Genomic DNA, 18,541 nt, shown 5'->3' on the forward strand with positions numbered 1-18,541 from the left:
AGGTCCTCAATCGGAAGAGTGGGGGCGCCAGTGCCCAAGTGTGGGCCAGCCTTCGGGCAAGGCGCCGCAGACGACCTGGCGAAGGCCGCAATGGGCGTGGACGATGCAGCGCTGGCCGACGGCGATGGCCAGATGATACTGGCAGGGGCCGGGCCTCAGCAGCAGGACGTCGCCCGGCAGGCACGGACCGCTCGCAGGTTCGAGCGAGAGCTGCCGGACGATATCTTCCGGATCAGGGACCCTGCGCGATCGCAGGGGGTAGCCGTTGGGGAGCGCAACCCGTTGGCCGCAGGATGCCGCAGCGACAGCCAGCACGCCCACGCAATCCAGGCCGTGGCGCGGATCGCGTCCGTGCAGTTTCCAGCGCGTGCCGACCAGTTCCAGCGCGGCTCGCGCCAGTTCATCGCCGGTCATTGCACAGGGGAAGGATAGCGGGTGAGCATGTCATTGCCGGGCAGGAACGGCTCGCCGCGGAAGTTGACGGCATTGCCGAAGCGGACCGCGCACGTATCCAGTGTGCGGTCGCAGCCTTCGCGCAGCACCGCTGCGCTGCCGGGTGGGATCGTTTCATCCAGCGGCGTGTCGAGCACGAGGCCGCCTGCCGGGTCCGCCGACATGACCGACATCGCGATCCCGGCCTGCGGTCCGTCGACCCAGCGTAGCGCTCCGCCGACATGGAGTGCGGCATCGAAATCCGCCTCGAAAGTGGCTGCGTTCGCCTGCGCGTCCACGGCGACAAGCCTCACTTCGCGGCTGAACCTCTGCGGATTGAGATTGCAGCCCGGGCCGCAAAATGCGGCACGGCATGTCGGGCTGGTGCGGGGGATCGGGTCGCGCTGCAGTTCCGCCTTGCGCGAAGCAAGCGAGGCGGAGAAGTCCTCGCCCTCCTGGGAAACTTCGCCCAGCGTTCCGGAATAGAGCACCACCCTTTCGAGGGTCTCCCAATCGATCAGGCCGATATATACGCGCGAACCGTCGAAGCGCCCGGCTGCAAGGTCGGTTGCCGTGATCGAATCGTCGCTGAGAATGCCCTGGACTTCCACGCTGTCAGGATCGAGGTCGGCGCGCTTGCGGATCGAGGAGGGCACCATTCCCGGCGAGGCGCGGTGCTGCACGCCGTCGACCCACAAGTTGCGATCATGAGTGGTGAAGCCGAAGGTCACGCCATCGCGGCGCAGGATCCGCCAGAAGGTCGCGACCGTTTCGAGGTCCTGTGCAAACCATGTCCGGGTCATGCGGCCTCCCTGATTTCGATAACGGGAACGCTGGGCGCTTCCCCGGCTGCGAAGGCGGCTCCCGAAATCTCCAGGCGATCCTCGGCGAAGCGGACCGGCACGTCGAAGTGAAAGCCTGCCCGAACCGCGGCTCCTGGTGCAGGGGGATCGTCGAACAGGATCGTCCCACCGCTGTCCAGCGACCAGTTCCCGACCTGAATCGCGTCATCGATGCTGACCAGGATGGTCGGGAATTCGGGACGCGTGATCCTGCGGACCTGTGCTTCTTCCCCATCGCCGTAACGCTTGACCAATGCGAAAGCGGTTTGCGTGCCGTCGCCGACGCCGAGGGACTGGTCGAGGGCGGTAGGCGTCCCGGTCATGGCGTTGGAGCTGAAATCGCTGGGATCGCGCAGGCGAAAGCCCCGTGCCGGACCGCGCCGGGCCCGAAAGAAGGCGATGAGCTGGCCCAGTTCCTGTTCCGAGCGGATGCCCGGCCCGACATCGAAGCGCAGGCGGGCGTCCGACCACAGGCTGTTGCGGCGCTCGAACCCCGAGGCGGTGACGGATACGGCGGTCGAGAACTCTGGCGAGATACTGGCATCGCGCCCGAGGCGCAGCGGATAGGGCACGTCGTCGAAGGCTTGCATGGCGCTTCCTTGGCTGGCGTTGGAGGGCAGGCGGACAAAACCGTCGCGCGCGATCTGCGGAAGAGCCCAGACGACGATCTCGTGCGGCGCGCGCCGCGTGGCTTCGTCGATACCGGCATCGATCAGACGCCACTGGTCGGCCTGCATTTGGTTCAGGACGAAACCCGCGAGGTAGTCCTGTTCCGCAGGCGGATAGCCGAGGCGGGCGTTGATTTCTTCATAGGCGCGGCGGCGCGGTGCATCGGCCCCGGCGGTCAGCCAGTCGTAGTCTTCCACCTGCAGCCGGTCGAAGGCCGGGGCCGCCCAGCCCAGGGGCAGATTCGCGCGCTTGAGTTCCGGCATCTCCGGATCGAGCAGCGTGGGCGTGAAGACGAGGGCAAGCGCTTCCACCGGCTCGGGCGCAACGGCGCTGCGCACCGCAGTGACCACGTCCGCCGTCGATTGCGCAAGCAGGACACCGGCCGCGTCGAGCAGGTCCTTCTGCGCCGCGTCGAGCGCGGCACGCATGTCGGGGATCGCGGGCGGTGCGCCGCCGAAGGCCGCGACGGCGGCTTCGTCGTAGAGGCAGATGCGGCCGTCGGCAAAAGTCCACCACCACGGCTCGCCCACCTGGAAGCGCACCGGAGCGCCGGCTTCGGCCATGAGCAGGGCGAACGCGGCCGCGACGGATTGGAGCCAGCCCATCGCCGCGGCGTTGGCAGGCGAGATCACGGTCGATGGCGGCGTCCAGCCGGTCAGGGCCGGATTGCCGAGATGGTCCCGCTGTTTCCAGTCCTCGGGGCAGTGCTGGTCGAGCAGTTCGTAGGATAGCGAGGCCATCGGGCTGAAGCCCAGCCGCAGGCATTCGGTGAAGAAGGCACGGTGCCAGACGCGGGTCGGGGTATTGAGAGGATCTGCGCTACCGCCGGCAAGGTAGCGGCCGTCATCGGCGGTGAGGCGGAAATAGTGGCTCATCCCGAGGTAAAGCACCACCGACCCGCGATAGCCCAGTTGTCGCACGTTGCGCAGGAGGCGCGCGGGAGTCTGGACGCCCTGGTCGTCGAACCCGGTGGCCACGGCAAGGCCATGTGGCGGCACCATGACGTCACCGATCTCCAGCATCGCACGCGAACCGTCGACACTGATTTCGCTCATTTCGATCCAGCCTTCGGCTTCGGTTGGCAGAGGGTCGGCGCTGCCGTCATAACCGGGCGGCGCGAAAGAGATGAACATGCGGTCGATGTCGCCCGGCCAGATGCGTTCGCCGGGCAGGGAAAAGCCGCTTTCAAGGTCGGAAAAGGGCAAGGCGATCTGCGCGTCCTCGCCGCTGCCCTCGGCATAGTTCCACAGGCGGACATACCAGGTGCGCGCCGCGCCGCTCCTGTCGCGGCCCTCGATGGTCAGCGTTGGGCCGTAGAGGGCATCGAGCGGCAGCACGCCGCCGGACCGCCAACGAAAGCGGAGCGAGGTATGGGCATAGTTGCGGTCGGTGCGATAGGCGAGCAGCGGGTGATCGAGCGTATCCTCGCTCGCCCAGATCAGGCCGCCGAGATCCGCCTTGCGCAGGAACGACGCGTCCACGCGCAGCGCGTCGGGGGCGGTCGAAATCACGGTGGCCACCATCGGGCGGGGGAAGTTGACGGTCCAGAAACGCGCGTCGAAGCGCTGGATCCAGTCGCTCGCCTGTCCTTCGCACTGCGAAGCGAGCCAGAATGCCATCGGGGTTCTCCGGATTGGGTGAAATGCCTGATTGTCGTCCTGGTGATTTTCCGGGACGGTTGGCGGTCAGCTTCGGGAAAGCGCGCGCCGCACGGCGCTGGCGACCTGACGGCTGGAACGCTGCAACGATTGCGGCGTGCTCGACCCGCGAGGGGCGACAAGGTTGATGGCCACGCGCACGTCGCTCGCCCTCGGCTGGCCAAGCGTTCCGGCTTCGACGCGGCCGGCCGAAGTCGGCACGAAAAGCTCCGGCCCCCGCTCGCCGACGAGGTAGCCCCGCCCGGGCGAGACATTGCCGCCGGTAGCCCGGCCGGGCAGCCCGAAGGCCGAGCCCAGAATGCTGCCGAAGTCGACAGGGCTACCCGAAGCGCCGATGCCCAATGCGGAAGTCAGGCCCTGTGCCGCTTGCGCGGCTATGGCGCTCAGCGTTTCGCTTGCCACGCGCTTGAGATCGTCGAAACCCAGATTGCCGCTGCGAATGGCGCCGGCAAGGCCGCGTTCCAGTACATCGCCGGCCTTCGTGAAACCGGAAACCAGATCGGTCTCGACACTGGCGCGCATCGTTGCGATGTCCCGGGCAAAGCCCTCGGTGCTGGCGCGCACGTCGACCAGCAGGCTTTCGATTTCGTCATCCATGGTCGTTTTCCATCAGCCTTTGCAGTGCGGCCCGGTCGATGCCGGACGCGGCGGGGGGGAGGGGCGGGCGCAGGGCTGCGGCCAGTTCGCAGGGCGTGGCGGCCCAGAATACGTCCGGTCGCCAGCCCAAGTGACGTGCGGCCACTGCGAACAGAGCCAGCGCATGTTCGCCGAACGAGGGGCTCATCCGCTGCCCTTGAGGATCTGCGAAAGCAGGGTGCGTAGTGGCCCGGTACAGGCGGCCAGTCCGCACCGGGCAATCGCCTCGCCCAGAGCTTCCCGGGTCAGCGCCTGCCGGTCGGCGAGACAGTGCCAGAACAGAGTCGCCAGTTCGGACAGCCGCAATTCTCCGGCCCCCGCCCGCTCGACGAGCGCGAAAAGCGGTCCCAGTTCCTCCTCTGCGGCGACGAGGGCGCCGAAGGTCGGGCGCAAGACATGGGCCGTCCCGTCGATCTGGAAGGCAGCTTCCCCGCGCAGCGGGTTCGCCCGCCTGTGCTCGGCCTCAGCCTGTTTCATGCCGCCGATACCTCGCCCGAGCTTTCGAGCTGGAGCGTGTAATTGCGCTCGCCATTGAAGTCGCCGGCATAGTCGAGCCGCTGGACGAGGAAGCTGCCGCGCAGTTTCTCGCCGTCCTCGAAGCTCAGCTCGTAGCTGTCGAGCGTGCCGTTCATGGCGTTGGCGCGGATCTGCGCCTCGGCGGCGCTGCCAAGGAAGAGGCCTGCCGCGCTGACCGACACCGCGCGGACGCCTGCGCCGGAAAGCAGTTCGCGCCAGCCGCCACTGTCCTTGCTGGTGATGACGACGGTTTCACCGGTGACGGACATCTGCGTGGTACGAAGACCGGCCACGGTCCGGAACGTGGCCGGATTCCCGCCATCGGAGATCTTGAGAAGGAAGGCGCTGCCTTTTTGTGCGGACATCTGCGTACTCCTTGGAAAGAGAGGGACTGGGGGATCACTGCGAGAGCAGCCGGAAACCGTATTCGAGCAGGATCGCGCGGCGGCTCTCGCTGCGCTGCTGGGCGCGGGCGCGCAGAAACCGGATCGTGACGATCGCGAGCCCTGACTGCTCGCGCGGCATGGCCTCGATCCGCGCCTCGATGGCGGCGACGAGCGCGGCCGCAGCATCGGGCCGGTCGCCGCGACAATGCAATTCAAGTGCGACGCGCACCTCGCGGCCCGCAGCGGTCTTGGTACTCCAGTCGCTGCTGGCACTGGCCGCAATCGCGAGCCAGGGCAGGCTGGCGCGCAAGGGGGCTTCCTCGACGATGACATTCAACTGATCGACCAGAGTGGTATCGGCGGTCAGCCAATCGAGCAGGGCGGCGCGCAAGGGCACTTCCATGGGCTATCCTTTCGGGAACAGGGGCCAGACCAGGTCCGCGCGGCGCCAACGGGTTTCGTCGTCGCGGCGGGCGAGGCGGCGGGACCGGGCATGGGCCTTGCCGAGACTGGAGGCGGCGGCGGTCAGCCGTGAGGCGAGGGCATCGAGGGACTTTCCCGCCTCGGCCGCGATAAAATGGCGGGTCATGCCAGGCGCAGGCTTCGCCACGGGCGCCAGAGCGCAGCGACGGAAGCAGGCGGAAGCTGTGCCGCACCTTCGGTTTCCCGCTCCCGGTGCTGGTGAGCGGCGAGCCGGATCACGCCGTGGCGCAGGGACTGGGGCAGATCGTCCCATGCAGCCGAGAGGCCTGCGGTGAAGCGCACGGCGATCCGTGCGTCCGGCTTGTTTGCCAGCAAGCGGATGCGCCCGGTGCCATCGGCATCGAGATCGATGTCATAGCGTTCGGTCGCCAGCGCCATACGGGAGCCATCGGCCGCCAGGGTCTCGAGAGAGGTGATCGCCTGGACCGGACGCGTGGCGAGGCTCATCCAGCCTGCAGCGGCGTCCAGCGTTTCTTCGCATTCGGACTCCAGCGGCCTTTGTCCGGTGAAGGCCTCGAACTGGTCGAGCGCGGTTTCCAGCAGGGCCTGCAGCGCGGCATCGTCCTGCGCGGTGGTAATGCCAAGCCACTGTTTGACTTCGGCGAGTGCCGAACCCGGCAGCGTGGCCGGCGTAAGGATGACTCGGTTCATCGGTCTCTCCATCGACAATGGGAAAGGTGTCGTCCCGGCGCGGGCCGGGACGACCGTTCGATCAGGCTGCGATCTTGAGGAGCTTGATCGCGTCGCTGTCGAGCACCTGTCCGCCGATCCGCTTGGTGGCGTAGAAGTGGACGAAGGGCTTGTTGGTGTAGGGATCGCGCAGGATCGCGGTGGCGCTGCGTTCGGCGATCAGATAGCCGGCGCGGAAGTTGCCGAAGGCGATCGGGCATTCCCCGGCGGCGATGTCGGGCATGTCTTCCGCTTCGACGACGGGATAGCCCAGCAGGCGATCGGGCTGGCCTTCGACGAGGCCGGGCTGCCAGACGAAAGCGCCGTCGTTGGTCTTGAGCTTGCGCACTTCGGCCAGCGTGGACGAGTTCATCACCCAGCTCGCCCCCTGACGGTGCCCGGACTTGAGCGCATGAACGAGGTCGATCAGCTTGAGATCGGGCGCGGCGTCAAAGCCGGAGGCATCGCCCGAGGCGAGGTGCTGCAGCGTCCCGAAGGTGCGGGCAGCGTCGCCGGCGGTGCTGGTCGGCGCAGAGAGAAATCCCTTCGGCTGGTTGACCCCGTCACCGCTGACGAAGGCCGCGCCCTCGGCCCGGGCAAACTCGGTGGCGATCTCGTCGGCCAGCCAGGACTGGAGGTCGAAGACCGCATCGTCGAGCATCGCCTGGCTCGCCGCCGGATTGGCGTAGAGCTCGCCGGTCGGCGGGGCGATTTCGGCGAAGCCGGGCGTATCGGTTTGCGGGCGCACAGCGGTTTCGCTGACCCAGCCGGACGCGGTGCCGCCGGTCGTCACCAGCTTGCGATAGCCCGCGCTGCCGGTCTGCACGACCTGGGCGATCGAGCGGATCGGACTGATCGAGGTGAGGCGTGAGGCGATCAGCGCGTCGATTTCCCGGGGCACGGCATAGCCGCCGTCGGCCGCAACCGCGCCGGAGATCGACTTGAGCTCGGTCTCGCGGCCATGGCGCAGGTAGCCCTCGACGAAGCCCTTCACTTCGGGGCTGGCGGCCACGCTGCCTGCGATCACCGGACGGGCAGCGGCGCGGCTGACGCGATCGAGGCGGGACTTCACGTCCTCGACGTCGGTGCGGATCGCTTCGACGGTGGCCTCGGTCGCATCCTGCCGGGCGACGAGATCGAACGAGGCTTCGAGGTTTTCGGTGGGCACAGGGGATTCCATCAGCAATTGCCTTTCGGTCGGTGGGAAAAGTTGGTGCGGCCCGGAGAGGGCGCGCGCTTCAGCAGACGAGATGAACGCGCGCGCCGTGCTGCATCGGGCGGGAGACGAGGCTGACTTCGAACAGGTCGATGTCGAGCAGTTCGCGCCCGTCGCGGCCGGGGCGGCTGGTGCGCGCGCGGTAGCCGAACGAGAGGCCCGAGACGGCCCCGTTCCGAAGGGAGAGGGCTGCCGCGCCTTGCGGATTGTCGAGTGCGGCGATCACCCGCAGGCCCCGAGCGTCTTCGGCCAGGGTCTCGATCCAGCCGATGCGCAGGTCGGGGCGGTGCTGCCAGAACAGCGGCAGCGGATCGCGCCGTTCGGCAAGTGTGCGGGCGAAGGCGCCGCGGCGGATCGTGTCGCGCCCGGCATCGCGGCGGTCGAACAGGGCGGCGTAGCCGGCAAAGCGCGGGCCGCTCATCGCAGCAGCTCCGTCGCGCCGAGCCGGACCGCGATGCCCAGCAGCAGCAGGGCCAACAGCCCGCGCACGATCCAGCCGATCGCCGCTGTTTGTGCGCTCGTCTTGGCGTCACGCCACGCCTGGAGCAGTTCACGCAGTTCGCTCACGTCCTCGTGGGCCGTGGCATCGTCGAGACCGATCCGCTCGAGCATCCGGCTCGCGCCCAGTTCGCTGGCTTCCTCGACGATGGCGCGCAGGGTGACGATGTCGTTGCCCTCGTTTGCGGCCTGTGAGACGAGCCCGGTCAACATGTCGCTCTTGGTCATTGCTCGGCCTCCGCATGGTTTGGGCGCTCGGGCAGGCCGAGCAAGGCGCGCTTTTCGGAAGGTGCAAGGAAGTCGGCGGCACCGACTTGCGCCCAGAGCCGCTCGCGGTCTTCGGCAAGCGCCGGGATCCGGTCGAGGTCGATGGTGAGCGCGGCGTCGGGGAACCATGGCTCCAGACCTTCGCCGATGGCGGACAGCATCTTGGCGGCTAGCGGAAGCAGGGTCAGGCGCCAGAGCGCGCGGTTGGCCTCGCGGTAATTGGCGTAAGTCGAATCGCCTGGGAGGCCCAGAAGCATCGGCGGCACTCCGAAGGCGAGCGCGATGTCGCGGGCTGCCGCGGCCTTGAGCGTGGCGAAATCCATGTCGGCCGGACTCAGCGCCATGGCCTGCCACTTGAGTCCGCCTTCGAGCAGCATCGGACGCCCGGCATTGCCCGAACCGGCAAAGGCGGATGACAGTTCGCTGCGCAATCGGTCGAACTGGTCGCTGGTCAACCCGTTGCCGTCACCCGCTTCGTAGACGAGCGCGCCCGAAGGCCGGGCCGCGTTCTCGAGCAGTTGCCGGTTCCAGTGCGAAGCGGCGTTGTGGGTGGCGATCGCCTCGTGCGCGGCGGTCAGGCACCCGGCGCCGTAGTGGTCGTCCGCCGGATGGAAGTGGCGGATGTGGATGAGGTTCGGCGAGGCGTCCTCGTCGAGCAGGGGGATGGCCAGCTGTCGCCCGGCTACGGCGTAATTGAATGCGCTCGGCCAGCCGTCGTCGCCAGCCAGGATCGTCATTCTCTCGGGGCGCAGCGCGAACAGCTCGGCGGGGCGACCGCGCGCATCCTTGATGACCTGAACGTAGGCGTTGCCGTGCAGCAGCAGGTGCGAGACGATGGTTTCGAGCAGGGACTGCCCGGCGCTCGTCGCTGTGACGAGGGCGATGGGCCCGGGATCGGGGGACTGCAGTGGCGCACCGGCGATCCCTTCCGCCACCAGCCGCACCGCGCGCTGGGCCACTGGATTCTCGAGATAGGCCTGGCGCACGGCGAGGTTGTATTCGAAGGGCGTGCGCCCGCCGCCGCCATCGGCGAAGAACCAGGGCGATGCCGGCCCTCGCGCCAGTGGCGCGCGGGTACTCTCGCCCTTGAAGGCGGCAAGGAGCGTATCGATGAAGGACATGGGGATTGCCTTTCGCTGGTTGGCTCAGGTGGTGCGCACGCGCGGCGCGGCGGCGCGGTCGAGCAGCAATTCGGTGAGGGCCCAGACAAGGGCGTCGGCGCGGTCGGGTGAGCGGCCCGGACCCTGGTAGGTGCCGCCCGCGATCAACCCGCAGAGCTCGTCCTCGAGCGCAGGGAAATGTTCTGCATGGCGGACTTTCCCGGCTTCGTAGAGCGCGGCGACCGGCTCGGCGCGGGCAACCTTGCCGCGGCTGGCATGGACCAGCCGGATCGGCAGCGTAACGTCGGCGGCCCGCAGGACGCTGGCGACCATTGCCCCGCCTTGATTGGCTTCGGCGACGACGCGGTCGGCGCGCCAGGCGGCTGCCGCGCCGGCCACGGCGCGGGCCCAGCGCTCCGGACTGGCCCTTTCGACCGAGGCATCGGCGAGAATGTGCCCGCGTCCTTCCGCGCAGCGGGCGGCCACGACGATCCCGCAGGCATCGCCGCCTGCCGAAGCGGGCGGATCGACGCCGATGACGACGCGAACCGCTTCAGCGGGCGGGCTGGCCCTGCAGGCTTCGATCAGGGTGCGGGTCCAGAGCGCACCTTCGATATCGTCGAGCAGTTCGCCGTCGAGTTCCTGACGTCCCAGCAGGGACTTGCCGAAGCTGCGCCGCATGTCGCGCAAGTAGCTGGGCGGCAGGTTGTCGCGATTGTCCTCGGTTCTGCCGCGGGTGATGACGAGGTCGTCGTCCGGCTCGCAGAGCAGGCGCTGGACCAGCGGCACGGCCCGCGGTGTCGTCGTCGCCATGGCCCGGGCCCTGTCGCCCAGACGCAGGCCGAACAGGAGATTGTCCCAGGTGCGGCCTGCCTTGCCTGCGGCATTGTCCCACTTGGCTATCTCGTCGCACCAGGCATGGCTGTGCTGCGGACCGCGCAGCGATTCCGGTTCGCCGGCCGAATAGAGCAGGGCCTGCGCACCGTTGGGCCAGACCAGCCGCCGCAGGGAAGGCTCGAAGCCCGGCGCGCGGCGCGCAGGGCAGATCGCCAGGAGTCCGCTTTCGCCCTCGACCATCACCGCCCGCACCTCCGGCAGGGTTGCTCCCACCAGTGCGATGCGCGCCGCCGGATCGGACTCCGCGATTGAACGAACCCATTCGGCACCTGCGCGGGTCTTGCCGAATCCGCGTCCTGCCATGACCAGCCATGTCCGCCAGTCGCCTGGCGGAGCCAGCTGTTCAGGTCGCGCCCAGAGCCGCCAGTGAGTGAGGAATTCGGCCTGTTCCGCCTCGCTGAGTTCGCGCACGCGCCTGCGTCTTTCGCGAAGGGGCAATGAGAGCAGCCAGGCAAGGCGGTTACTGCGTTGCATCGGCCGGCCTGTCCGTATCGGATCCGGTTGCAGCGCTGCGGGCGCGCATCCGGTCCAGCTTGGCGTCGATGGCATCGAGGATGGCCCCGGCATCGCGGCTTTCCCGCTGGGCCCGCTGCCTTGCGACTGCTTCACGGTGAAGCGTGAGCAGGCGCAGGGCCGTGGCATTGTCGAAAAGCCGCGTGCCACGTCGGGAACCGGCGGCCGGTTTCACTTCTCCCTCGCGAAGCCGGTGCAGCAGGTTCATTTCAAGGTGGTCGTAGCCTTCGCAAAGCGCCTCGTGCCAGGCGCGATAGAATTCGGGATCCTGCCTCCGGGCTGCGTAGGCCAGCGCCGGAGCAACACCGGCCTTGCGGGCGGAGGCGGCGACGTTCGAACTTGCCGCCAGTTCGGAGAGGAAGCGCGCGCGCCAGTCATGATCGGCCAACGCGGGTTCCGCCGGAACGGAACACGCGATGCGACCGGACGAGGGTGTGTCCGCCATGATCGATCCATGATGAGAGGAGTGTTCGCGAACCGGTTCGAAGCCCTTGGGCGACCGGTTTATCGCGATGTTCCTGTTGTGTACCGAAAGAGCGTGACGATGTCAAGCATTAATAACCAAATAGGTTATTGCTTGTCGGCAAACTCGCCTGCCTCTAAGCACGCGCCGACTGAATCCTCCGGAGAATTCGATGCTGCGTCGCCTTTACGATTGGACCATGGCCAAGGCCGCGCATCGTCATGCCGAATGGTGGCTGGCCGCCTTCGCCTTCGTCGAAGCCAGCTTCTTCCCGGTTCCGCCGCATCCGTTGCTGGGCCTGATGTGTCTGGCCGAACCGAAGAAGGCGATTCGCTTCGCGATCATCGCCACGCTCGCGTCGGTGGCCGGCGGCCTGCTTGGTTATGCGATCGGCCATTTCGCCTATGAGGCTTTCGGCGAAACGCTTCTGCGGGCGCTGGGGCTTTCGGAGAGTTTCCCCAAGGCTGCCTGCTATTTGCGCGAATACGGGGCGGAAATCATCATCGTGAAGGGGGCAACGCCGATTCCCTTCAAGCTGCTGACGATCACCGCAGGCTTCATCGGCATGAACCTGGCGGTGTTCATCGGGGCCTCGATCGTTTCCCGTTCGATCAGCTTCATGATCGTGGGCGTGCTGTTCCGCCTCTTCGGCGCGCCGATCAAGGCCGTGATCGACAAGCACCTGGGCAAGGTCACCGCCGCTTTTGCCGTGCTCGTGGTTGCCGGTTTTCTTGCCATCGCGTTCCTCGGCGGCGGCGCGGAGCAGACCAACGAGAAGTGCGAAGCAGCTGCGGCAACGCAGCCGGCGTAATCCTGCGACAGCCGGCGCAGACGTAAACGCCGGATCAGGGATTCTTCGCGCCTGCGGAGATACTTGACTGAAATGCGACTTGTGGCATTCTCTTCTTGCTGCACTGCAATATGTGGGCAGTGCCGGAAGGAGGGCTATGGCTGTTCGGATGGATGGAGCAAGTCAGGATTTCCTGAAGCAGCTCGAAGGCTACGGGCTTTCGACCATAGAGATCCACTATTTCCTGCCGGACCATCCGAAGTTGCTTCAGCTCTTCGCATTTCAGCAATACGACGTGGCACCACGTTTCCCGGTCCTTCGCGGTTTTCTCGACTACTGGAGCCGTGAAATCGAAGGGCCGCTGCATTCGGTCAGGATCGCCCACAAGCACCTGATCGGCCCGCAGGAATGGCAGGCCGTCGACGGGATCATTTCCATCCACTGACGATTTGAGGCACAAGGCGCAACGGGAACGGCTGGGGCCGACGCGGGTTCTTGCCGTAACCGGAAACAGGAGAACGCCATGCCCCTCAAGATCGCCGTCATCGTCGGCAGCTTGCGCGCCGATTCCTTCAATCGCAGGCTGGCAAAGGCCATGGTTGCCTTGCCCGAAGCGCAAGGTCACAGCTTTACTTTTGCGGATATCGGCGCATTGCCGCTCTACAACCAGGACCAGGACGACGATCAGCCGCAGGCCGTCAGGGACCTGAAAATGCTTGTGACCGAATCCGACGGGGTGATCTTCGCGACTCCGGAGTACAACCGCTCGATCCCGGGCGTCCTGAAGAACGCGATCGATCATGGATCGCGTCCGCCAGGGCATAGCTGCTGGAAGGGAAAGCCAGCTGGCGTCATCGGCACCTCACCGGGCAAGCTGGGAACGGCCGCGGCGCAGCAGCACTTGCGCAACGTGCTGGCCGTGCTCGACATGCCGACGCTGGGCCTGCCGGAAGCCTATCTGCAATGGAGTGACGACCTGCTGACCGCGCAGGGCCAGTTCGCCCAAGCTACCGCCGGTTTTGCGGGCAAGTGGATGAAGGCGTTTCTCGGCTACGTCGCCCTGCACGCGGGTAAGGGCTGACCGCCGGGGCCCGAATCGGGTTGAGAAGACCGGCAGGCGTGCTTCGACGCCTGCCGGTTTCGTCTTGTCAGATGATGCCGACCGTCGTCCCGGCGCGCGTGAACATGCCGATGATCTGCTCGACCTGTTCAGCCGAATGTTCGGCACACAGCGAGCAGCGCAGCAGGGTCATGTTGGCGGGCGTTGCCGGCGGCCTTGCCAGGTTCACATAGAGGCCTTCGTGCAGCAGCGCTTCCCACATCGCCGCGCCGCGTTCGAGGTCGGGCATGATAACCGAGATGATCGCGCTTTGCGGTTCGTCCGTACCCAGTTCGAACCCGGCATCGCGTAGCCCCTTGTGCAGGGTGCGCGAGTTTTCCCAGAGGTGCGCGCGCTTCTCGCCCGCGTTCATCAGCTTGCGGATCGAGGTGCAGGCGGTGGCGACCACGCTCGGCGGAAGGCTGGCGGTGAACACGTAGGGGCGGCACACCAGGCGCATGATCTCGAACTTGGGGTGGTTCGAAACGCAGAAGCCACCGACCGTGCCGACCGACTTGGAAAAAGTGCCGATCACGAAATCGACATCCGCGAGGCAGTCCTGGTCTTCGGCCACGCCGCGACCGTTGGGGCCGATGAAGCCCATCGAGTGCGCTTCGTCGACCAGCACCATCGCGCCGTACTTCTTGGCGACGGCGATCATTTCCTTGAGCGGAGCGATGTCACCCAGCATCGAGTAGACGCCTTCGAGGACGACGAGTTTGCCGGCACCTTCGGGAATGCGGCGCAGGCGTTTTTCCATCGCCTCGATGTCATTGTGCTTGAAGGGCACGACTTCGGCGTCGCCCATCTTGCAGCCGTCCCAGATCGAGGCGTGGCTGTCGATGTCGAGGACGATGTAGTCGCCCTTGCCGGCAATCGTCGAGATGATGCCGAGGTTGGCCTGGTAGCCGGTCGAGAAGACCATGGCGTGATCCATGCCGTAGAAATCGCAAAGCGCTTCCTCCACGGCCTTGTGCCCGGCATAGGTGCCGTTGAGCACGCGGCTGCCGGTGGTGCCCGAACCGAAGTCGTCGAGCGCCTGCTTGCCCGCTTCGATCACGTCGGGATCGAAGGTCATGCCCATGTAGTTGTAGGTGCCGAGCAGGATCGTCTCGCGTCCGTTGCACATCGCCACGGTTGGCGAGAGCACGCGTTCCATGACGAGGCCGAACGGATCCTCGACGCCGGAAGCGAGCAGGTTCTCGCGCATCTGGATGAGCGGGTCGAACTTGCTGAACAGGTCCGCGTGGGTTTCGGTTACATTGTCGCTGAGCATGTCGGTCATGGGCCGTTTCCTTGGGAGTTCCGTCAGCCCTGGAGCTTGACCACGGCGTCGACGAGCTGACCGTAATTCTCGATCTCGGCCTGCTGGTTCATCGAAATGATGATGTCGAATTCGTCTTCGATGGCCGCGACGAAATCCATGACGGTGAGGCTGTCGAACTCAAGATCGTCAGTGAAGCGGGTCGCGTCGGTGATCTCGACGCCCTTCTTGTTGAAGGGTTCGATCAGTGCGGCGATCCGGGCCGAGGTTTCTTCGCGGTCCATGGTCTTTTCAACTCCGATAGGGTCGGGCGGCTCTCTGGCCGGGAAATGCGGCGCAAAAGCGGCGCGGCGCGGCAAAGTCAAGCATACTCGCAGGCTGCCGGATCATAAACGGCCTAGATCAGGGCTTTCACGGCCTGCATGAAAGGACCGATCGAGACCGGCTTGGCAAGATAGCCTTCGGCACCCGCCTCGCGAATCCGCTCCTCGTCGCCCTTGCCGGCATAGGCGGTGACCGCCAGGACCGGGATCGTGCGCAGGACCGGGTCCTTCTTGGCGGCCTCGATCAGGTCGAGGCCGGAGACATTGGGCAACTGGATGTCCATGATGACCAGATTGGGCACGAAGTCGCGGGCGCGGTCCAGCGCATCGAGGCCGTCGGCCACCGGCTCCACGGCGAAGCCCTGGCTCTTGAGCACATCGCAAAAGAGCTTCCGATTGAGGTCGTTGTCCTCGACAACGAGGATTCGCTTTGCCATTCGACGCCTGGACACCATCTAGGGGTTCCCTACCGCTCTATGTTACGCAAGCGAGGCTGACAATTCTCAGAGACACGCCATCCCCAGCCAACGGTGACCCGCAGGCCCTGGCGCTGAACGCCCTGGGTTGGGTGCTGGGCGACGACGATCGCGCCACCCGGTTCCTCGCCCTGACCGGGCTGACCCCGGATTCGCTGCGCGCTTCGCTGGGCGAGCCGGCGACGCTGGCAGCGGTGATAGAGTTCCTCTGCGCCCACGAGGCCGACCTTGTCGCAGCTTCCGAAGCGCTGGGCGTTGCGCCCGCCACACTGGTGGCCGCGCGTGAAAGGCTGGGAGCATGAAAAAGCCATTGCTCATCACCGACTGCGATGAAGTGCTGCTGTATATGGTCACGCACTTTCGTGAATGGCTGGCCGAGGATGAGGGCGTGACTTTCGACCTCGACCGGAGCGACTTCTACCGCTCGATGCGCCGGGTCGACAGCGATGAGCTGATCACCGAGAAGGACGCATGGCAGTTGCTCAACAAGTTCTTCGACGGACAGATGCATCGCCAGACCCCGGTGGAAGGCGCGGTTGCGGCGATCGGGACGATCGCTGAACATGCGGACGTCGTCGTGCTCACCAATCTCATGGATTTCCGCAAGGAAGCACGGACCCGGCAACTGGCGGACCACGGCATCGACGTGCGGGTCTATACCAACCAGGGGCCGAAGGGCCCCGCCCTCAAGGCAATTCTCGACGAATATGCACCAAGCCGAGCGGTCTTCATCGACGACCTCGCGCCGCATCACGGCTCGGTCCGCGATGTCGCGCCGGAGATCGGCCGCCTGCACTTGTGCGCGGAGCCGAGCATTGCCCCGCATATCCCCTGCGCCCACAAGGCCGGGGACGCCGACGCCCGGATCGACGACTGGAGCAGTGCGCTGCCCTGGCTGCTCGATCGCCTGGTCAATTCTCCAAAGGCTGATCTCCAGGCAGCCGTTACCTTGAAGGACAGTGAAGACAAATGAGTGAAATCGACGCCCGCCTTGAACAGCTCGGCCTCGTCCTGCCCGAACCGGCCGCGCCCGTCGCAGCCTATGTTCCCGTCGTCGTCTCCGGCAACGTGGCCTATGTCTCGGGCCAGCTGCCTTTCGTCGACGGCAAGCTCGTTACCGGTCGTCTGGGCGAGAATGTATCACTGGAACAGGGTATCGAAGCGGCCCAGGCCTGCGGCGTGATGATCCTCGCACAGCTCAAGGCTGCCATCGGCTCGCTTGACCGGGTCGAGCGAGTCCTGAAGCTGGGCGCCTTCGTCAGCTCCACCGGCGACTTCACCGATCAGCCCAAGATCGCCAATGGTGCATCGGAACTGATGGCAGCCGTCTTCGGCGAAGCCGGGCAGCACGCGCGCAGCGCGGTCGGCGTGCCGGTACTTCCGCTCGGCGCTGCCGTCGAAGTGGATGCCATTGTTGCCCTTCGCCCTGCTTGATCGCTGGTTCGCGCCGGCCCCTGACCCCCGCAAGGTCGCGTGGGTCGGCGCGTACAGCTATGCCCACCGCGGGCTTCATGCGCCGGGCGTGCCCGAAAATTCCCGTGCCGCCATCGAACATGCAATCGCCGGTGGATACGGGATCGAGATCGACGTGCAGCGTTCGGGCGACGGTCAGCCGGTCGTATTCCATGACTTCGACCTCGATCGGCTGACGCGGGAAACCGGGCCGGTGGCCCGGCGCAGCGCTGCCCAGCTCGGCGCCCTGCAGCTTTCGGGTACGGCGGAGACGATTCCGACCCTGCGGCAGGTCCTCAATATCGTCGACGGCCAGGTGCCGATCCTGATCGAGGTGAAGTCGAGCCGCGGGCAGCGCGTCGCCGCGACCTGCCTTGCCGTGCGCCGCGCCCTCGAAGGCTATACAGGCGCGCACGGGGTGATGAGCTTCGATCCGCGCGTCGCAAGCTGGTTCTGCCGACATTCTCCGCATACCGTGCGCGGGCTCGTCGTGACTGAGGAAGATGATCGCGCCCTGCCGGGAAGGATCCGCAGGCATCTTGCACTCTGGCATGCCAGACCCGACTTTCTGGCCTACGATATCCGCGATCTGCCCAGCAGCTTCGCTGCGAGCCAGCGGCGGCGGGGCATTCCGGTCGCCACCTGGACGGTGCGGTCGGGTGAGCATCGCGAACGTGCAGCAGTCCATGCCGATGCCCCGATCTTCGAGGGCGTTGTCGTGGCAGAGAAAGGAGCAGGCGCGGCAGCGTGAGCGAAGGCGAATTCACTGCGAAAGTCCATTCTGCCATCGGGGCGCTTCCTGCGCAGGAGTGGGATGGCCTGACCGGCGGCGGCAACCCGTTCGTTTCCCATGCCTTCCTCAGCGCGCTTGAGGAATCGGGCAGCGTCGGCGGGCGCAGCGGTTGGCAGCCGGTTCCGATTACTATCGAAGGGCCCGACGGAAGCCTTGCCGCAGCCCTGCCGTCCTATCTCAAGCAGCACAGCCAGGGTGAATATGTCTTCGACCATGCCTGGGCCGATGCCTGGCATCGGGCAGGGGGTGAGTACTATCCCAAGCTGCAGATTGCCGTGCCATTCACTCCAGCGACCGGCCCGCGCCTGCTGACATCGCATCCCGAGCTGACTCTTCCTCTGCTGCGCGCGGCGGAAACGCTGTGCCGGGACAACGGGTTTTCTTCGGCCCATGCCACCTTCATCGAGCCCGAGCAGGTTCCGTATTTCGAGAAGGCCGGCTGGCTTTTGCGTGAGGATATCCAGTTTCACTGGGAAAACCGCGCCTATGCGGACTTCGAGGAATTCCTGACCGCGCTGTCGTCGCGCAAGCGCAAGGATATCCGCAAGGAGCGTGCAAAGGCGCAGGAAGGCGTCGAAATTCGCACCCTGCGCGGCGAGAACATCCGCGAGGAGCATTGGGATGCATTCTGGGAGTTCTATCAGGATACCGGCGCGCGCAAGTGGGGTCGGCCGTACCTGACGCGATCCGCGTTCACGCTGATGGGCGAGACGATGGCGGACCGGATCCTGCTGGTACTGGCCTTCATTGACGGCGAACCCGTAGCCGGCGCGCTGAACTTCATCGGCGACGAAGCGCTTTACGGGCGCTACTGGGGTGCGCGGCTCGACAAGCCGTTCCTGCACTTCGAGCTGTGCTACTATCAGGCGATCGATGCTGCGATCGCACTGGGCCTGTCACGCGTCGAGGCAGGGGCCCAGGGCGGGCACAAGCTGGCGCGCGGTTATGAGCCGGTGCGCACGGTTTCGGCGCACTACATCGTCCACGACGGCCTGCGCGAAGCGATTGCCGACTACCTTGAGCGGGAGCGCGCCGGAATCGCCCAGGACCAGCTCTGGCTGGGCGAGAGAGCGCCTTACCGCAAGGCCTGAACCGGAGC

Annotated in this window: 27 protein-coding genes; 8 read left to right on the forward strand and 19 right to left on the reverse strand. The window is 66.3% G+C overall.

Features of this window, described 5'->3' with window-relative positions:
• Positions 1-6 precede the first annotated feature (6 nt).
• The 16 genes from SPHV1_RS13805 to SPHV1_RS13880 all read right to left on the reverse strand — a co-directional run bounded on the left by SPHV1_RS13805 (position 7) and on the right by SPHV1_RS13880 (position 11,227).
• Entirely contained in the window at positions 7-414 is a 408-nt protein-coding gene (locus tag SPHV1_RS13805) for a hypothetical protein (RefSeq protein WP_054946601.1), read from the reverse strand.
• Positions 411-1,235: a DUF2163 domain-containing protein gene (locus SPHV1_RS13810; protein ID WP_054946602.1), complete on the reverse strand. Its 825-nt coding sequence runs from the start codon at positions 1,233-1,235 to the stop codon at positions 411-413. Before SPHV1_RS13810 ends, SPHV1_RS13805 begins: the two co-directional genes overlap by 4 nt.
• Positions 1,232-3,562 (reverse strand): DUF2460 domain-containing protein, encoded by a 2,331-nt coding sequence (locus SPHV1_RS13815; RefSeq protein WP_054946603.1) that lies wholly within the window; start codon positions 3,560-3,562, stop codon positions 1,232-1,234. The genes SPHV1_RS13810 and SPHV1_RS13815 overlap by 4 nt, the downstream gene beginning before the upstream one ends.
• Positions 3,563-3,628: 66 nt before the next feature.
• Complete coding sequence (locus tag SPHV1_RS13820; protein ID WP_054946604.1) at positions 3,629-4,198, reverse strand: hypothetical protein; 570 nt, start codon at positions 4,196-4,198, stop codon at positions 3,629-3,631.
• Positions 4,191-4,385: a phage tail assembly chaperone gene (locus tag SPHV1_RS13825; protein ID WP_054946605.1), complete on the reverse strand. Its 195-nt coding sequence runs from the start codon at positions 4,383-4,385 to the stop codon at positions 4,191-4,193. Before SPHV1_RS13825 ends, SPHV1_RS13820 begins: the two co-directional genes overlap by 8 nt.
• Positions 4,382-4,714, reverse strand: coding sequence for a gene transfer agent family protein (locus SPHV1_RS13830; protein ID WP_054946606.1), 333 nt, complete (start codon positions 4,712-4,714; stop codon positions 4,382-4,384). Before SPHV1_RS13830 ends, SPHV1_RS13825 begins: the two co-directional genes overlap by 4 nt.
• On the reverse strand, positions 4,711-5,118 hold the full coding sequence (locus SPHV1_RS13835) for a phage major tail protein, TP901-1 family (protein ID WP_054946607.1): 408 nt from the start codon (positions 5,116-5,118) through the stop codon (positions 4,711-4,713). The genes SPHV1_RS13830 and SPHV1_RS13835 overlap by 4 nt, the downstream gene beginning before the upstream one ends.
• Before the next feature lie 34 nt (positions 5,119-5,152).
• Positions 5,153-5,542 (reverse strand): DUF3168 domain-containing protein, encoded by a 390-nt coding sequence (locus SPHV1_RS13840; protein WP_054946608.1) that lies wholly within the window; start codon positions 5,540-5,542, stop codon positions 5,153-5,155.
• 3 nt (positions 5,543-5,545) lie between these two features.
• Positions 5,546-5,728 carry a hypothetical protein gene (locus SPHV1_RS13845; protein WP_054946609.1) on the reverse strand — a complete coding sequence of 61 codons (183 nt, stop codon included), beginning with the start codon at positions 5,726-5,728 and terminating at the stop codon, positions 5,546-5,548.
• Positions 5,725-6,273 (reverse strand): phage head-tail connector protein, encoded by a 549-nt coding sequence (locus tag SPHV1_RS13850; RefSeq protein WP_054946610.1) that lies wholly within the window; start codon positions 6,271-6,273, stop codon positions 5,725-5,727. The genes SPHV1_RS13845 and SPHV1_RS13850 overlap by 4 nt, the downstream gene beginning before the upstream one ends.
• 61 nt (positions 6,274-6,334) lie before the next feature.
• Complete coding sequence (locus SPHV1_RS13855) at positions 6,335-7,471, reverse strand: phage major capsid protein (RefSeq protein WP_054946611.1); 1,137 nt, start codon at positions 7,469-7,471, stop codon at positions 6,335-6,337.
• A 58-nt stretch (positions 7,472-7,529) separates the two neighbouring features.
• Positions 7,530-7,928, reverse strand: coding sequence for an HK97 family phage prohead protease (locus SPHV1_RS13860; protein WP_054946612.1), 399 nt, complete (start codon positions 7,926-7,928; stop codon positions 7,530-7,532).
• Positions 7,925-8,233, reverse strand: coding sequence for a DUF6127 family protein (locus SPHV1_RS13865; RefSeq protein WP_054946613.1), 309 nt, complete (start codon positions 8,231-8,233; stop codon positions 7,925-7,927). Before SPHV1_RS13865 ends, SPHV1_RS13860 begins: the two co-directional genes overlap by 4 nt.
• Entirely contained in the window at positions 8,230-9,393 is a 1,164-nt protein-coding gene (locus SPHV1_RS13870; RefSeq protein ID WP_054946614.1) for a phage portal protein, read from the reverse strand. Before SPHV1_RS13870 ends, SPHV1_RS13865 begins: the two co-directional genes overlap by 4 nt.
• Positions 9,394-9,417: 24 nt before the next feature.
• On the reverse strand, positions 9,418-10,743 hold the full coding sequence (locus SPHV1_RS13875) for a DNA-packaging protein (protein ID WP_054946615.1): 1,326 nt from the start codon (positions 10,741-10,743) through the stop codon (positions 9,418-9,420).
• Positions 10,730-11,227, reverse strand: a complete 498-nt coding sequence (locus SPHV1_RS13880) for a hypothetical protein (RefSeq protein ID WP_054946616.1) — start codon at positions 11,225-11,227, stop codon at positions 10,730-10,732. Before SPHV1_RS13880 ends, SPHV1_RS13875 begins: the two co-directional genes overlap by 14 nt.
• Positions 11,228-11,417: 190 nt before the next feature.
• On the opposite strand from SPHV1_RS13880, the gene SPHV1_RS13885 reads away from it, so the two are divergent.
• The 3 genes from SPHV1_RS13885 (at position 11,418) to SPHV1_RS13895 (ending at position 13,116) form a co-directional block, all read left to right on the forward strand.
• On the forward strand, positions 11,418-12,056 hold the full coding sequence (locus SPHV1_RS13885) for a YqaA family protein (RefSeq protein WP_054946617.1): 639 nt from the start codon (positions 11,418-11,420) through the stop codon (positions 12,054-12,056).
• A 148-nt stretch (positions 12,057-12,204) separates the two neighbouring features.
• The gene (locus SPHV1_RS13890; protein ID WP_054946618.1) at positions 12,205-12,480 is read left to right on the forward strand and encodes an usg protein; all 276 of its coding nucleotides are present in this window, start codon (positions 12,205-12,207) and stop codon (positions 12,478-12,480) included.
• A gap of 78 nt (positions 12,481-12,558) precedes the next feature.
• Positions 12,559-13,116 carry an NADPH-dependent FMN reductase gene (locus SPHV1_RS13895; RefSeq protein WP_054946619.1) on the forward strand — a complete coding sequence of 186 codons (558 nt, stop codon included), beginning with the start codon at positions 12,559-12,561 and terminating at the stop codon, positions 13,114-13,116.
• A gap of 67 nt (positions 13,117-13,183) precedes the next feature.
• Here the strand turns inward: SPHV1_RS13895 and SPHV1_RS13900 are convergent, their stop codons facing one another.
• From SPHV1_RS13900 to SPHV1_RS13910, 3 genes are all read right to left on the reverse strand, one after another.
• Positions 13,184-14,419 carry an aminotransferase class I/II-fold pyridoxal phosphate-dependent enzyme gene (locus SPHV1_RS13900; protein WP_054946620.1) on the reverse strand — a complete coding sequence of 412 codons (1,236 nt, stop codon included), beginning with the start codon at positions 14,417-14,419 and terminating at the stop codon, positions 13,184-13,186.
• Between the two features lie 23 nt (positions 14,420-14,442).
• Positions 14,443-14,682, reverse strand: a complete 240-nt coding sequence (locus tag SPHV1_RS13905) for an acyl carrier protein (protein ID WP_054946621.1) — start codon at positions 14,680-14,682, stop codon at positions 14,443-14,445.
• A 113-nt stretch (positions 14,683-14,795) separates the two neighbouring features.
• A complete protein-coding gene (locus SPHV1_RS13910) occupies positions 14,796-15,158 on the reverse strand; it encodes a response regulator (protein WP_054946622.1) in 363 nt (120 codons plus the stop codon).
• Between SPHV1_RS13910 and SPHV1_RS13915 the strand changes: the two genes are divergently transcribed.
• Genes SPHV1_RS13915 through SPHV1_RS13935 form a run of 5 tightly spaced genes read left to right on the forward strand, consistent with a single transcriptional unit; the run spans position 15,152 to position 18,533 of the window.
• On the forward strand, positions 15,152-15,499 hold the full coding sequence (locus SPHV1_RS13915; RefSeq protein ID WP_231634681.1) for a DUF3572 domain-containing protein: 348 nt from the start codon (positions 15,152-15,154) through the stop codon (positions 15,497-15,499). The genes SPHV1_RS13910 and SPHV1_RS13915 overlap by 7 nt on opposite strands.
• Positions 15,496-16,170, forward strand: a complete 675-nt coding sequence (locus SPHV1_RS13920; protein WP_054946624.1) for a hypothetical protein — start codon at positions 15,496-15,498, stop codon at positions 16,168-16,170. The genes SPHV1_RS13915 and SPHV1_RS13920 overlap by 4 nt, the downstream gene beginning before the upstream one ends.
• Positions 16,167-16,631, forward strand: coding sequence for a RidA family protein (locus tag SPHV1_RS13925; protein ID WP_054946625.1), 465 nt, complete (start codon positions 16,167-16,169; stop codon positions 16,629-16,631). The genes SPHV1_RS13920 and SPHV1_RS13925 overlap by 4 nt, the downstream gene beginning before the upstream one ends.
• Positions 16,603-17,400 (forward strand): glycerophosphodiester phosphodiesterase family protein, encoded by a 798-nt coding sequence (locus SPHV1_RS13930; protein ID WP_054946626.1) that lies wholly within the window; start codon positions 16,603-16,605, stop codon positions 17,398-17,400. Before SPHV1_RS13925 ends, SPHV1_RS13930 begins: the two co-directional genes overlap by 29 nt.
• Positions 17,397-18,533 carry a GNAT family N-acetyltransferase gene (locus SPHV1_RS13935; protein ID WP_054946627.1) on the forward strand — a complete coding sequence of 379 codons (1,137 nt, stop codon included), beginning with the start codon at positions 17,397-17,399 and terminating at the stop codon, positions 18,531-18,533. The genes SPHV1_RS13930 and SPHV1_RS13935 overlap by 4 nt, the downstream gene beginning before the upstream one ends.
• The last annotated feature ends 8 nt before the right edge of the window (positions 18,534-18,541 follow it).

The organism is Novosphingobium sp. KN65.2 (genome assembly GCF_001368935.1).
Lineage (GTDB): Bacteria > Pseudomonadota > Alphaproteobacteria > Sphingomonadales > Sphingomonadaceae > Novosphingobium > Novosphingobium mathurense.

Coding starts and splice junctions, on each gene's coding strand:
- SPHV1_RS13805 (WP_054946601.1), bottom strand. CDS start 414: ATGACCGGCGATGAACTGGCGCGAGCCGCGCTGGAACTGGTCGGCACG.
- SPHV1_RS13810 (WP_054946602.1), bottom strand. CDS start 1,235: ATGACCCGGACATGGTTTGCACAGGACCTCGAAACGGTCGCGACCTTC.
- SPHV1_RS13815 (WP_054946603.1), bottom strand. CDS start 3,562: ATGGCATTCTGGCTCGCTTCGCAGTGCGAAGGACAGGCGAGCGACTGG.
- SPHV1_RS13820 (WP_054946604.1), bottom strand. CDS start 4,198: ATGGATGACGAAATCGAAAGCCTGCTGGTCGACGTGCGCGCCAGCACC.
- SPHV1_RS13825 (WP_054946605.1), bottom strand. CDS start 4,385: ATGAGCCCCTCGTTCGGCGAACATGCGCTGGCTCTGTTCGCAGTGGCC.
- SPHV1_RS13830 (WP_054946606.1), bottom strand. CDS start 4,714: ATGAAACAGGCTGAGGCCGAGCACAGGCGGGCGAACCCGCTGCGCGGG.
- SPHV1_RS13835 (WP_054946607.1), bottom strand. CDS start 5,118: ATGTCCGCACAAAAAGGCAGCGCCTTCCTTCTCAAGATCTCCGATGGC.
- SPHV1_RS13840 (WP_054946608.1), bottom strand. CDS start 5,542: ATGGAAGTGCCCTTGCGCGCCGCCCTGCTCGATTGGCTGACCGCCGAT.
- SPHV1_RS13845 (WP_054946609.1), bottom strand. CDS start 5,728: ATGACCCGCCATTTTATCGCGGCCGAGGCGGGAAAGTCCCTCGATGCC.
- SPHV1_RS13850 (WP_054946610.1), bottom strand. CDS start 6,273: ATGAACCGAGTCATCCTTACGCCGGCCACGCTGCCGGGTTCGGCACTC.
- SPHV1_RS13855 (WP_054946611.1), bottom strand. CDS start 7,471: ATGGAATCCCCTGTGCCCACCGAAAACCTCGAAGCCTCGTTCGATCTC.
- SPHV1_RS13860 (WP_054946612.1), bottom strand. CDS start 7,928: ATGAGCGGCCCGCGCTTTGCCGGCTACGCCGCCCTGTTCGACCGCCGC.
- SPHV1_RS13865 (WP_054946613.1), bottom strand. CDS start 8,233: ATGACCAAGAGCGACATGTTGACCGGGCTCGTCTCACAGGCCGCAAAC.
- SPHV1_RS13870 (WP_054946614.1), bottom strand. CDS start 9,393: ATGTCCTTCATCGATACGCTCCTTGCCGCCTTCAAGGGCGAGAGTACC.
- SPHV1_RS13875 (WP_054946615.1), bottom strand. CDS start 10,743: ATGCAACGCAGTAACCGCCTTGCCTGGCTGCTCTCATTGCCCCTTCGC.
- SPHV1_RS13880 (WP_054946616.1), bottom strand. CDS start 11,227: ATGGCGGACACACCCTCGTCCGGTCGCATCGCGTGTTCCGTTCCGGCG.
- SPHV1_RS13885 (WP_054946617.1), top strand. CDS start 11,418: ATGCTGCGTCGCCTTTACGATTGGACCATGGCCAAGGCCGCGCATCGT.
- SPHV1_RS13890 (WP_054946618.1), top strand. CDS start 12,205: ATGGATGGAGCAAGTCAGGATTTCCTGAAGCAGCTCGAAGGCTACGGG.
- SPHV1_RS13895 (WP_054946619.1), top strand. CDS start 12,559: ATGCCCCTCAAGATCGCCGTCATCGTCGGCAGCTTGCGCGCCGATTCC.
- SPHV1_RS13900 (WP_054946620.1), bottom strand. CDS start 14,419: ATGACCGACATGCTCAGCGACAATGTAACCGAAACCCACGCGGACCTG.
- SPHV1_RS13905 (WP_054946621.1), bottom strand. CDS start 14,682: ATGGACCGCGAAGAAACCTCGGCCCGGATCGCCGCACTGATCGAACCC.
- SPHV1_RS13910 (WP_054946622.1), bottom strand. CDS start 15,158: ATGGCAAAGCGAATCCTCGTTGTCGAGGACAACGACCTCAATCGGAAG.
- SPHV1_RS13920 (WP_054946624.1), top strand. CDS start 15,496: ATGAAAAAGCCATTGCTCATCACCGACTGCGATGAAGTGCTGCTGTAT.
- SPHV1_RS13925 (WP_054946625.1), top strand. CDS start 16,167: ATGAGTGAAATCGACGCCCGCCTTGAACAGCTCGGCCTCGTCCTGCCC.
- SPHV1_RS13930 (WP_054946626.1), top strand. CDS start 16,603: ATGCCATTGTTGCCCTTCGCCCTGCTTGATCGCTGGTTCGCGCCGGCC.